This window comes from Campylobacter sp. 110, from assembly GCF_002383965.1.
Lineage (GTDB): Bacteria > Campylobacterota > Campylobacteria > Campylobacterales > Campylobacteraceae > Campylobacter_D > Campylobacter_D coli.
The window spans coordinates 104,856-116,366 of the sequence record NZ_NXBD01000021.1; the positions used below are offsets into that span (position 1 = coordinate 104,856).

Consider the following 11,511-nt stretch of genomic DNA (forward strand, 5'->3'; position numbering starts at 1 on the left):
TTTTACTCACTTTAACATTTTTTCAATAGGTAAAACTAAAATCGAACTCGCACCTTCTTCTTTTAAAGCTTCCATAGTTTCCCAAAAAAGGTTTTCTTTACTTACCATATGCAAGGCTACATTTTTTTCATCGTGTGCTAAAGGCAAGATAGTAGGCTTTTCTACGCCTGGAAGTAGGGATTGGATTTTATCAAGTTTTTCTTTTGGAGCATGAAGCATGATGTATTTGCTTTCCCTTGCTTGCATTACTCCTGCAACGCGAAGCATGATTTTATCAACCAAAGCTTGTTTTTCATCGCTTAGAGTATTTTGCTTTTGTATCAAACAAGCACGAGATTGGTAAATAACTTTAACTTCTTTAAGATTGTTTGCTTGTAGTGTTGCACCGCTTGAAACAAGATCGCAAATCGCATCAGCTAAATTTGCTCTTGGAGCTACTTCAACTGAACCTGTAAGCATACAATTTTTATAATGAATGTTGTTTTCTTTCATAAAGCGTTTTAAAAGCTGTGGATAAGAAGTGGCGATTCTTAAATTTTCAAAATCTTTCAAATTATCAAATTTTTTCTCTTGAGGCAAGGCAAGTGAAAGTCTACAATAACCAAAATCAAGCTTTGTTAAAAGCTTGTAATTTGCTTCCTCGCCTAAGCTTTTTCTTTCGAGTTCGTTTTCTTCCAAAACATTTTCCCCTATAATGCCAAGATCTACGACTCCATCAAAGATAAGACCAGGTATGTCATCATCTCTAACTCTTAAAATATCTATGGGTAGGTTGGTTGAAAAAGCTATGAGGCTTTGCTCATGTATATGCATTTTAATTCCGCATTTGTTTAAAAGTTCTACGGATTCTTTAGAGAGTCTGCCTGATTTTTGTATAGCTATACGCAAACGAGAATTTTCTTGCATATTTTATATCCTTGCATTTATAAAAATAAAAAAACATATTAGCATAAGTAGTTAAAATTTTGGCTAAAAATTATTTTTTAAATAATCATTTAAGAATTTTTATTTTTAGAATTGGATTTAAAAGATGATTTTGAATTTTTAGATTTATAAAAAGTTGGAGTAAATTAGAAAAATATAAGAAAAATGAATTTTAAAATTCCAGCTTAAGCTGGAATTTTTAGGCTACAAATTCAATAAAAGCCATTTCAGCTGCGTCACCGCGGCGAATTCTTGTTTTGATAATTCTTGTATAGCCACCATTTCTTTCTTTGAAATTTGGAGCTATTTTTGTAACAAGTTTATTTGTAGCATTTTTATCTTGTAAAGCAGCAAAAACTGCTCTGTGAGCGTTAAAATCTCCAAGTCTTGCTCTAGTAATCAATCTTTCTACATAGCCTCTTAATTCTTTAGCTTTTGGTAGAGTTGTTTCGATTTTACCGCTATTAACTAAAGCTATAGTTAAATTTTTTAACAAGGCAGCACGATGAGATGAAGTTCTGCCAAGTTTTCTATATCCGTGTTTATGTCTCATTCTTTATCCTTCGTTTTGTGCTTTTAATTCATCGATTTTTTTCTTAAGCAAATCTTTATTATCACTAAGCTTAGAAGTACCCACAGGGAAGCCTATGCTTTCCATAATGCTTTTGATTTCATCTAAAGATTTTTTGCCTAAATTTTTAAGTCCAGCAAGTTCATTAACGCTCATTAAAGCAAGCTCTCCGATATAAACAATTCCTGCTTTTTCAAGGCAATTGTAACTTCTTGCACTTAAATTTAGATCAGTAATATTTTGCAATAATTTAGTATTTTCTAATTCATTGCTTGTAGCTTGACTTTTTATGATGCTTCTAACATTTGTAATCTTATCAAATACTGATAATTGCTTATACATAGCTTCTAAAGCATTTTGAAAAGCTTCGTTTGGAGTGATTTGTCCATCAGTAGTTACTGTTAAAACTACTTTTTCATAGTCAGGATTATCTTCAAATAAAACTTTCTCAATATCATAAGTCGCCTCTCTTACAGGAGTGAAAAAAGCATCAAGAGCTATGAATTTTGGATCATTTAAAAGCTCTTTAATCTCTTCGCTTGGTACATAACCAATGCCTTTTTCTATGATAAGAGTAAATTTAAGTTCAGCATCTTCATTGATCGTTGCTAAATATGCATCTGTATTTACGACTTCAACTTGATCATTATTTAAATCTTTGCCATAAATTTCTTTAGGGCCTTTGAAACTAAACTCAACGATTTCTTTATTAGAATCACTTTTAAGTTTGAAGCGTAATTTTTTAAGATTGATGATAAAAAGTGCTACATCTTCAAGCATACCACGCATACTATCAAATTCATGCGCCACGCCATCGATATGAATAGCAGTTGGAGCATAGCCTATAGTGCTAGTATAAAGTAAACGGCGTAAAGGATGGGCTAGGGTAATACCATAGCCGATCTCAAAAGGCCATGCACTGATTTTAGCCACAGTATCACTAATATTTTCTATAGTGAATTCTGTCGGCGTATAAGCAGATGTTGTAATGTTTCTCATGATTTAGCCCCTATTATTTAGAGTAAAGCTCAACGATGAATCTTTCCTCTACTGGAATGATAACTTCTTCTCTTTCAGGTTTTCTAGTGAAAATTCCAAATCTTTTATCTTTTTCCACATCTACCCAAGCAACGATACCTGTTTGAGCAGTAAGCTCGATCGCTCTTGTGATTTGAGGATTGTTTTTACTTTTTTCTATTACTTCGATTTTTGCTCCTGCTTCTACTCTAAAGCTAGGGATATCTACTCTTTTTCCATTTACTAAAATGTGTCCATGAGTTACAAGTTGTCTTGCAAAACGACGAGTTGTAGCAAAGCCCATTCTATAAACTACATTGTCAAGTCTTTGCTCTAAAAGTTGGATAAGTAAAACCCCTGTGTTTCCATCTCTTCTAGCAGCTTCTGCAAAAAGTCTTCTGAATTGTTTTTCGCTTACTCCATACATAAATTTAGCTTTTTGTTTTTCTCTTAATTGGAGTCCGTATTCGCTGATTTTACCTTTTCTTGCTCCGTGTTGTCCTGGTGCATAAGGGCGTTTATCTAATGCGCTTTTTCCGGCTAGCCTTCTTTCTCCTTTTAATGCTAAGCTAACACCAAAGCGTCTTTCTAATTTTTCTACTGGTCCTCTATATCTTGCCATAATTAATTCTCCTAATTTTTTCTTATATCTTAGACACGACGACGCTTAGGCGGTCTGCAACCATTATGAGCTAATGGAGTAATATCTTTTAAGAAAGTTACTTTGATTCCTTCCATAGCACCTACGCTTTTAACAGCAGTTTCTCTACCGCTTCCTGGTCCTTGCACTTTAATGCCTACTTCTTTGATTCCGTGTTCTTTTGCTTTATTTAAAGCGTCTTCTACTGCTTGTTGTGCTGCATAAGGAGTTGATTTTTTAGAACCTTTAAATCCTAAACCGCCTGCACTACTCCAAGCGATAGCATTTCCCATTTCATCTGTAACAGTTACCATGGTATTGTTAAAAGTTGCACTGATATAAACAATACCTTTTGCTATATTTTTTTTAACTACTTTTTTCTTTACGATTTTTCTTTTTGCCATCTTTTATCCTTATGATTTTGCACCAACAGTTTTTCTCTTACCTTTTCTAGTTCTTGCGTTTGTTTTTGTTTTTTGTCCGCGAACTGGTAAGCCTTTTCTGTGTCTTAAGCCTCTAAAGCTTCCTAAATCCATAAGTGCTTTTATGTCCATAGCAACTTGTTTTCTTAAATCCCCTTCAACCATATAGTTTTCTTGGATTTCTTTTCTGATAGCTGCTGCTTCATCTTCACTTAGTTCATGCACTCTTTTATCATAAGAAATGCCTGTTTTATCTAAGATTTTTCTTGAAGTAAAAAGTCCTATACCATAAATATAGGTAAGTCCATACTCAACTCTTTTTTTCTTTGGTAAATCCACACCTGCGATACGAGCCATGTTTATCCTTGTCTTTGTTTATGTTTTGGATTTTCGCAAATAATGCGAACCACGCCTTTACGGCGAACTACTTTGCACTTGTCGCACATCTTTTTAACCGATGGTCTCACTTTCATGAGTTCTCCTTAAATGAATTCCACTTCATTTACGACTGCATCAGGTTTTATGAATAACCAACTATTTTTAAAATAAGTGGTGAATTTTAAAAATACCTCTTCATATAGTTCGATACATTTTGTCGCAAAAACGCTAATTTTATCTAAAATTAGCTTTTAAATAACTTATATTATTTATATCTAAAAGTGATACGCCCTTTATCAAGGCTATAAGGTGTAAGTTCAACTTTAACTTTATCCCCTGGCATGATTCTTATATAGTGCATACGCATTTTTCCTGCTATATGACATAAAATCACATGCTTGTTGTCAAGTTCAACTTTAAAATTTGCATTAGGTAATGCTTCAAGCACTGTGCCATCGATTTCAATCACATCATCTTTTGCCAAAATTTTCTCCTCTCATTAAAATTTTAAATAAAACTGCTAATTTTATCAAAAATTATTAAAAATTTTGCTTAAGTTATGTTTTATGGTTTTTATCATCAAAATGGGTTAAATTAAATTGAAAATGATTGTTTGTTTTATAAATATTTGTAGTATAATGGTTATTTTTAAAATTCTTTAAGGTATAAAATAATGAAAAAATCAAAACTAGGCACAAAAGAATTTAAAATTTTAGGACTTTCGTCACTAGGTGGAACTTTAGAATTTTATGATTTTATCATCTTTGTATTTTTTGCTGAATATATCGCAAAAGTATTTTTTCCTAAAGATATGAGTGAATTTTGGACTTTGTTAAATACTTATGGAGCTTTTGCTGCGGGTTATTTAGCCGCGCCCTTTAGGTGGTATAGTGATGGCGCATTTTGGTGATAAATTTGGGCGTAAAAATATGTTTATGTTAAGTATTTTGCTTATGGTGCTTCCTACTTTTACATTGGCTTTTATACCTGGTTATGAAACTCTTGGTTTTTTAGCGCCGTTTTTGCTTATACTTATAAGAATTTTTCAAGGTATAGCTATAGGTGGGGAATTGCCCGGTGCTTGGGTTTTTGTGAGGGAACATTGTAAAGAAAATCAAAAGGCTTTTTCTTTGAGTTGTTTAAATTCGGCTATGGCTTTGGGAATTTTACTAGGAAGTATGGTATTTTTACTGATTAATGCTTTTTTTAGTACTGAAGAAATTGCAGCTTATGCATGGCGTATTGCTTTTTTTGTGGGTGGAATTTTTGGGATTATTTCTATTTATTTGCGTAGATTTTTACAAGAAACTCCTATTTTTAAACAAATGCAAAAAGAACGAAGCTTGAGTGCTTTTCCACTTAAAGATTTATTTAAAGAAAAGGATATTGTAAAAAATTTATTTTCATCAATGATGATGACTTGGGTTTTAACAGGTTGTGTTATTGTGCTTGTTTTATTAATGCCTAAATTTATGCCCAGTATTTTAAATTTAAGTGGGGTTGAAGGAAGTTATTTACAGATATTAGGAATTTTGGGAATAGCTTTAGGCGGGGTTTTTATGGGTTATCTTGTAGATAAATTTGGTTTATTTAAAATTTGCATTTTCTTTTCTTTAGCTTTTGTATTTTTTTCTTTTTTATATTTTTATGCTTTATATGAGCTTAAAAATTTGGTTTTGGTGTGTATTTTGTATTCGATTGTTTGTTTTTTAGGTGGGATTAATGTGTTCGCACCTATTTTAATGAGTGAAGTTTTTAGAGCTAAAATAAGATTTTCAGGAATTTCTTTTTCTTATAATATTGCTTATGCAATTTCAGGCGGTATTACTCCGCAACTCGTTTTTTGGCTTAATACACTTGCGAGTAAAAATGAAAATCCATTTTTATATGGTATGAGTATATATATGATTTTTTTAGCGTTATTAGCTATTTGTGCCGTTTTTATAGTAAAAGATAAAATAAAATTTTGATAATCACTCTTAAAGTGTTATAATTAAAATTATATTTTGGAGTTTATAAATGCCTTTTATTATGGAATTACTTAAGCAAAATAAATTAAAGTTGATTTCTTTTTTGCTTTTTTCTTTTATTACAAGCGCTGTTGGAGTTTTAACTCTTGTTTTTATCAATGATTATTTGCTTAAAAATGCACAAAACATTCCTATTTTTTATTTTATTGTTTTGCTTTTGATTTTTTTTATAAGTTCTACCATAGTTGAACTTGGACTTAGTATTTTTGGACAAAATTTTATTTTTAAAATGCAAAGGCGCGTAGTAAAGCAGATCTTAGACACCCCTTTGTTAAGAGTCGCTAAAGTAGGTAAGGCTAGAATTTTAGCTTCTTTGGGAAGTGATGTGAGAAATATATCTTTTGGGCTTTTAAGATTGCCTGATTTTTTACAATCAAGTATATTGATTTTATGCACTAGTGTTTATTTATGTTATCTTTCACCACAAATTTTTGCTTTGTGTGTGGTATGGATTATGGTTATTTTTATTACTAATAATTTTTTGATGATGAAAGTATATCAGTATTTTAGAAAGGCAAGGGAAAATGATGATGCTTTGCAAAATAATTACCAAAATATACTAGATGGACATAAAGAACTTTTGATCAATCGTGATAGAGCCAAGCTTTATTATGAAGATGAATTTGAAAATAATGCAAGATTAAAAAAGAAAAATAGTACTTTAGGTAATCTTTTTAACAATCTCTCAAACAACTGGACAAATGTAACTCTTTTGGCTTTAGTGGGTGTAGAGTTTTACTTAGCTTTAAAATTTGAATGGGCAAGTGTTGCAGATACTACAACTATAGCTCTTTCTATTTTGTTTTTACGAACCCCTTTAGTATCTATGATAGGATCTTTTCCTACTTTGCTTTTGGCAAAAATCGCTTTGGATAAGATCGCAAAATTGGAATTAGATGATTATATAGAAGGTTTTAAAAAAACACATTATATCAGTGAATGGAAAAAAATTTCTTTTAGAAATACTCAATTTGCTTATGAAGAAAATTTTCATTTAAATCCTGTAAATATAGAACTTAAAAAAGGTGAATTGGTATTTTTAATAGGTAAAAATGGAAGTGGTAAATCCACTTTTTGTATGCTTTTGACAGGACTTTTTAAGCCAAGCAAAGGCGGAATTTATGTTGATGATACGCTTATAGATGATAAAAATTTAGATGAGTATAGATCTCTTATTTCTGCTGTTTTTAGCGATTTTCATCTTTTTACTAAAACCTTAAATAAAGAAAATTTTGCAAGCGAAGAAAAAATTGCTTTTTGGTTGGAGTTTTTAGAACTTAAAGATAAAACAAGTGTCAAAGATAATGAACTGACTTTAACCAAACTTTCTACAGGGCAAAAAAAGCGTTTAGCTATGCTTATAGCCTTGCTTGAAGAAAGGGATATTTTAGTGCTTGATGAATGGGCGGCTGATCAAGATCCTGTTTTTAGAAGATTTTTTTATAAAAAACTTTTACCTTTGCTAAAAGAGCAAGGTAAAACAATCTTTGCTATCACACATGATGATGTGTATTTTGATATGGCTGATAGAATTTTACTTGCACAAAATGGTCAAATTTGTGAATTAAAAGGCGATATAAAAGAACTAGCAAAAAATGCGGTAGAAAAATTTTAAAGGAAAAAAATGAAAAAATTACTCATTTTATGTGTATTTTTAGGAGTAAGTTTAATGGCAAAATCTTTTGAGCTTGTAAAAGAGCCTGTGTTAACTACACAAATGGTTGAAGGGATTTTGGAGCTTGCAAAGAAAGAAGCAAGAAAAAATGGCTTTTATGTAAGTATTACTATAGTAGATAAATCTGGCCAAATTTTAGCAGTTTTAAGAGATGATAAGGCGGGCGTGCATACACTTAATGCTAGTTATAAAAAAGCTTATACGGCCACTTCACAAAAAAGAGAAACAGCGGTTATTTTTAAAGGTGTAAAAGATGGTAAAATACCTGAAGATATTCGTTATTTAGATGATAAGTTTTCCATTATGCCTGGTGGGGTGCCGATTTTTATAGATGGAGTTGTTGTTGGTGGTATAGGTGTGGGTGGAGCACACTTAGATGAGGATGTAAAAATAGCTAAAGCAGGGATAGCATTTTTAAAATAGGCTTTGAACATCAAAGCCTATGATTACTCAGCTTTTGCATAAATTTCTTTTTCAATGTCTATGTAAAATTGTGCGATAGCTTTGTAAGCTTCTTCCCAAGCTTTTAGTGTGGTTTCATCTGCATTTAATACTACTTTGATAGTTTTTAAAAGGCAAGCTCCAACTATAGGATAATGCTCTTCTTTAACCCCTAAAGCAACATGAGTTATGGCAACTTCATCAACAAAGCTTCTCATATTTTCTAAATTTTCTATATTTTTAGCTGCCATTAAAATCCCCATCGCTAAAGCCTTTGGTTGTTTTCCTGAAATTTGTTTTTCCATATTAAACATAGGTTTTACCTCAGGATAATCATTAAACAGTGTTTTATAAAACTCAGTGGTTAAATCTGCTCCATTTTTTTGCAAAATAGGCACACTATCTTTGATGATTTGTATTTGTTCTTTTGTCATAATTTCTCCTTTTTAAAAGAGATATTATATCTTAAAAAAGGAGAAAAAAATTGACTTGTGTTAAAATTATGCTCAAAAATATAAATTTAAAATTATCTTTAAATTATTAAATTATATAATTGATAATAAATTAAAAAGAGGGACTATGGCAAATTTTAAAGCTTTTTATAATGAGGCTAAGTATATTTTTAAGGATAGAATTTTTAATGATTATGCTAGATGCTATGCTTATGGCATTGATGCGTCGTGTTATTTTTATATTCCAAAAATAGTGATTATTGCTAAAAATGAAGATGAAATTAAGCAAATTATTCAATTAGCAAATACTTATAAAACTCCTATAACATTTAGAGCAGCAGGTACAAGTTTAAGTGGACAAAGCTCTTGTGATGGAGTACTTGTAGTGATTAAATTTGCCTTTAAAAAAATAAAAATTAACAAAGACGCTAGCGAAATTACTTTAGGATGTGGTGTAGTAGGCATTCATGCTAATGAAAGTCTTGCTTTTTTGAAGAAAAAAATAGGACCTGATCCAGCTACTATAAATTCAGCTTTAATTGGAGGGATTATAAATAACAACTCAAGCGGAATGTGCTGTGGAACTAAGGATAATAGCTATAAAACCTTAAGAAGTATTAGGGTGATTTTGGCAAATGGTAGTATGCTTGATACCAGCGATGCTTTAAGTGTGGCTCGATTTAAAGATGAAAATAAAAAATTAATTAATGAACTTAGAGAGATCAAAGAAGAGATTAATGCCAATAAAGAATTAAAAGATTTAATAATCAAAAAATTTAAAATCAAAAACACCACAGGTTATAGCCTTAATGCCTTTGTTGATTATGATGATGAAATAGATATTTTAGCACACTTGCTTATTGGCTCTGAAGGGACTTTGGGATTTGTAAGCGAAGTTAAGCTTGCTGTTTTGGATGATTTGGAATTTAAGGCCTCTGCTTTATTGTTTTTTGATAATATCAATAATGCTGCAAACACTATAAAAGAATTTGCTAAAGTTGATTTTGTAAGTTCTGCTGAAATAATGGACTATGCAAGTTTAAAAGCTGCATCAACTTATGATGAGTTAAGAGATATTTTAGCTGATATTAAAGAGGGTAATACTTGTGTATTGATCCAAAGTGAGCATAGTAATGAGCTTAAGCTTGATGAAAATATAAATAAAATAAAAGAAATTTCCAAACTGGCTTATAAGTCATATTTTAGCAAGAATAAGGCCGAATATGATTTATGGTGGAAGATTAGAAAAGCACTCTTGCCTATAGCAGCTAGTCTTAGAAAGGCAGGCTCAACGGTAATTACTGAAGATGTGTGTTTTAATATCGAGGATTTAGCTGATGGAATTAAAAGCATTCAAGAATTGTTTTATAAATATGGTTTTAGTGATAATGGAATCATTTTTGGCCATGCATTAGCGGGCAATATCCATTTTATTATCACACCGGATTTAAGCAATAAGCTTGAATTTGATAATTTTTCAAATCTAGTTAAAGAAATGTCTAATATAGTAGCTTCTTATGGTGGAAGTATAAAAGCTGAACACGGCACAGGGCGTATGGTGGCACCTTTTGTGGAGGTAGAGTGGGGTAAGCAAGCTTATTTGATCAATAAAAAAATCAAAAGTATCTTTGATAAGGATAGTTTATTTAATCCCGATGTAATCATTAGCGATGATAAAGATATTTATAAGAAAAATATCAAACAAGTCAGTTGGATTGATGAGAAATTAAATACCTGTATGGAATGTGGATTTTGCGAAAGATTTTGTCCATCAAATGAATATACAATTACTCCAAGACAAAGAATTGCGATCTTACGAGAGATTAAACGCCTTGAAAGCTTAAATGATGATGAGTCAAAAGCAAAATTAAAGGATATTAAAAAATATTACAATCATTTAGTAGACAGCTCTTGTGCTGCTTGTGGGGTGTGCTCTTTTTCATGTCCTTTGGGGATTAATTTTGCTGATTTTTCATTAAAATATAGAAAAAATAATATAGGATTTATATCTAAAATTTTAGGAAATCTAGCATATAAAAATCATGAAAAAACTCTAAAAATTGCTAAATTTTCATTAAGTATCGCAAATAAATTTGATAATTTAAGTCTTGATAATAAGCTTGGAAAAGCAAGCAATTTTCTTAGCATTATACCAAGAACTAGGGCGTATTTGCCTAAGGTGAATGATTATGAGCTAAAAAGTCATAAAAGAGCTTGCAATGTGGTTTATTTTACAAGCTGTCTTAATAAAAGCTTTAAACCAAATGAAAAAATGCATGATAAAAGAAGTTTGCAAGAAGTATTTGAGAGCTTGTGTAAAAAAGCAAATATAGGCATTATTTATGCACCCAATGATTTATGTTGTGGCAAGGCTTATGAGAATTTTCAAGATATTCAAGATAAAAATATACAAAAAATCAATGACTTTTTAAGCAATATAGACTCACCCATAGTGTTAGATCATAGTGCTTGTAGTGCTAAGTTAATTAGTGATCATTCAAAGTATGAAATTTATGATTTAAGCGAGTATTTATTAAAATTTATTGCTCCTAAGTTACGCATTGATAAAATCAATGAGAATGTAGGATTATATATCATGTGTGCTGCTAGAAAGCTTGGTTTAAATGAAAATATAATTAAGCTTGCAAAGCTATGTACGAATGGAAAAGTATTAATAGATAATGATACCTATTGTTGTGGGTTTGCTGGATACAAGGGCTTTTTCAAGCCTCAATTAAATATTAGTGCTACAAAGGGCTTTAAAAAATTTTATGCCAAAACAAATATTAAGCGCGGGTTTAGTACATCAAGCACTTGCGAGATAGGATTAAGCGATGCTACGGGTATATCTTGGCAGCATATAGCGTATTTATTGGATGAATGCAGTGAAGCAATTTAATTGATAAATAAAACTCCATAATTTAAAGCAAATTATCCCCCTATAGGGCTTGTGGCTTCTTA

The 11,511-nt window shown here is 31.0% G+C and carries 12 protein-coding genes and 1 pseudogene; 4 read left to right on the forward strand and 9 right to left on the reverse strand.

Going from position 1 to position 11,511, the window contains the following annotated elements; genetic code table 11:
- Positions 1-6: 6 nt before the first annotated feature.
- The 8 genes from hisG to infA all read right to left on the reverse strand — a co-directional run bounded on the left by hisG (position 7) and on the right by infA (position 4,436).
- Positions 7-906, reverse strand: coding sequence for an ATP phosphoribosyltransferase (gene hisG, locus BGS43_RS02925; RefSeq protein ID WP_002779540.1), 900 nt, complete (start codon positions 904-906; stop codon positions 7-9).
- A 217-nt stretch (positions 907-1,123) separates the two neighbouring features.
- Positions 1,124-1,477: a 50S ribosomal protein L17 gene (rplQ, locus tag BGS43_RS02930; RefSeq protein WP_025398659.1), complete on the reverse strand. Its 354-nt coding sequence runs from the start codon at positions 1,475-1,477 to the stop codon at positions 1,124-1,126.
- A 3-nt stretch (positions 1,478-1,480) separates the two neighbouring features.
- Positions 1,481-2,494, reverse strand: a complete 1,014-nt coding sequence (locus BGS43_RS02935; RefSeq protein ID WP_002779542.1) for a DNA-directed RNA polymerase subunit alpha — start codon at positions 2,492-2,494, stop codon at positions 1,481-1,483.
- A 13-nt stretch (positions 2,495-2,507) separates the two neighbouring features.
- Entirely contained in the window at positions 2,508-3,134 is a 627-nt protein-coding gene (rpsD, locus tag BGS43_RS02940) for a 30S ribosomal protein S4 (RefSeq protein ID WP_002779543.1), read from the reverse strand.
- A gap of 29 nt (positions 3,135-3,163) precedes the next feature.
- Complete coding sequence (rpsK, locus tag BGS43_RS02945; RefSeq protein WP_002779544.1) at positions 3,164-3,556, reverse strand: 30S ribosomal protein S11; 393 nt, start codon at positions 3,554-3,556, stop codon at positions 3,164-3,166.
- Positions 3,557-3,565: 9 nt separating this feature from the next.
- A complete protein-coding gene (rpsM, locus tag BGS43_RS02950; protein WP_002824953.1) occupies positions 3,566-3,931 on the reverse strand; it encodes a 30S ribosomal protein S13 in 366 nt (121 codons plus the stop codon).
- 2 nt (positions 3,932-3,933) lie between these two features.
- Entirely contained in the window at positions 3,934-4,047 is a 114-nt protein-coding gene (gene rpmJ, locus BGS43_RS02955; protein WP_002781429.1) for a 50S ribosomal protein L36, read from the reverse strand.
- Positions 4,048-4,217: 170 nt separating this feature from the next.
- A complete protein-coding gene (gene infA / locus BGS43_RS02960; RefSeq protein ID WP_002781436.1) occupies positions 4,218-4,436 on the reverse strand; it encodes a translation initiation factor IF-1 in 219 nt (72 codons plus the stop codon).
- 189 nt (positions 4,437-4,625) lie between these two features.
- Here infA and BGS43_RS02965 point away from each other — a divergent pair.
- The 3 genes and pseudogenes from BGS43_RS02965 (at position 4,626) to BGS43_RS02975 (ending at position 8,080) form a co-directional block, all read left to right on the forward strand.
- Positions 4,626-5,922: pseudogene (locus BGS43_RS02965) on the forward strand (MFS transporter).
- Positions 5,923-5,971: 49 nt separating this feature from the next.
- On the forward strand, positions 5,972-7,597 hold the full coding sequence (locus BGS43_RS02970; protein ID WP_002824957.1) for a multidrug ABC transporter permease/ATP-binding protein: 1,626 nt from the start codon (positions 5,972-5,974) through the stop codon (positions 7,595-7,597).
- A 9-nt stretch (positions 7,598-7,606) separates the two neighbouring features.
- Entirely contained in the window at positions 7,607-8,080 is a 474-nt protein-coding gene (locus BGS43_RS02975) for a GlcG/HbpS family heme-binding protein (protein ID WP_002783438.1), read from the forward strand.
- Between the two features lie 23 nt (positions 8,081-8,103).
- On the opposite strand, the gene cgb is transcribed toward BGS43_RS02975, so the two are convergent.
- Positions 8,104-8,532, reverse strand: coding sequence for a single-domain globin Cgb (gene cgb, locus BGS43_RS02980; protein WP_025398662.1), 429 nt, complete (start codon positions 8,530-8,532; stop codon positions 8,104-8,106).
- A 145-nt stretch (positions 8,533-8,677) separates the two neighbouring features.
- On the opposite strand from cgb, the gene BGS43_RS02985 reads away from it, so the two are divergent.
- Entirely contained in the window at positions 8,678-11,449 is a 2,772-nt protein-coding gene (locus BGS43_RS02985; RefSeq protein WP_096568714.1) for an FAD-binding and (Fe-S)-binding domain-containing protein, read from the forward strand.
- The last annotated feature ends 62 nt before the right edge of the window (positions 11,450-11,511 follow it).

Bases quoted from the DNA above. Each gene is read 5' to 3' on its own strand.
- rpsM (WP_002824953.1), bottom strand. From the start codon at position 3,931: ATGGCTCGTATCGCAGGTGTGGATTTACCAAAGAAAAAAAGAGTTGAG.
- hisG (WP_002779540.1), bottom strand. From the start codon at position 906: ATGCAAGAAAATTCTCGTTTGCGTATAGCTATACAAAAATCAGGCAGA.
- rpsK (WP_002779544.1), bottom strand. From the start codon at position 3,556: ATGGCAAAAAGAAAAATCGTAAAGAAAAAAGTAGTTAAAAAAAATATA.
- BGS43_RS02975 (WP_002783438.1), top strand. From the start codon at position 7,607: ATGAAAAAATTACTCATTTTATGTGTATTTTTAGGAGTAAGTTTAATG.
- BGS43_RS02985 (WP_096568714.1), top strand. From the start codon at position 8,678: ATGGCAAATTTTAAAGCTTTTTATAATGAGGCTAAGTATATTTTTAAG.
- cgb (WP_025398662.1), bottom strand. From the start codon at position 8,532: ATGACAAAAGAACAAATACAAATCATCAAAGATAGTGTGCCTATTTTG.
- rplQ (WP_025398659.1), bottom strand. From the start codon at position 1,477: ATGAGACATAAACACGGATATAGAAAACTTGGCAGAACTTCATCTCAT.
- BGS43_RS02970 (WP_002824957.1), top strand. From the start codon at position 5,972: ATGCCTTTTATTATGGAATTACTTAAGCAAAATAAATTAAAGTTGATT.
- rpmJ (WP_002781429.1), bottom strand. From the start codon at position 4,047: ATGAAAGTGAGACCATCGGTTAAAAAGATGTGCGACAAGTGCAAAGTA.
- BGS43_RS02935 (WP_002779542.1), bottom strand. From the start codon at position 2,494: ATGAGAAACATTACAACATCTGCTTATACGCCGACAGAATTCACTATA.
- rpsD (WP_002779543.1), bottom strand. From the start codon at position 3,134: ATGGCAAGATATAGAGGACCAGTAGAAAAATTAGAAAGACGCTTTGGT.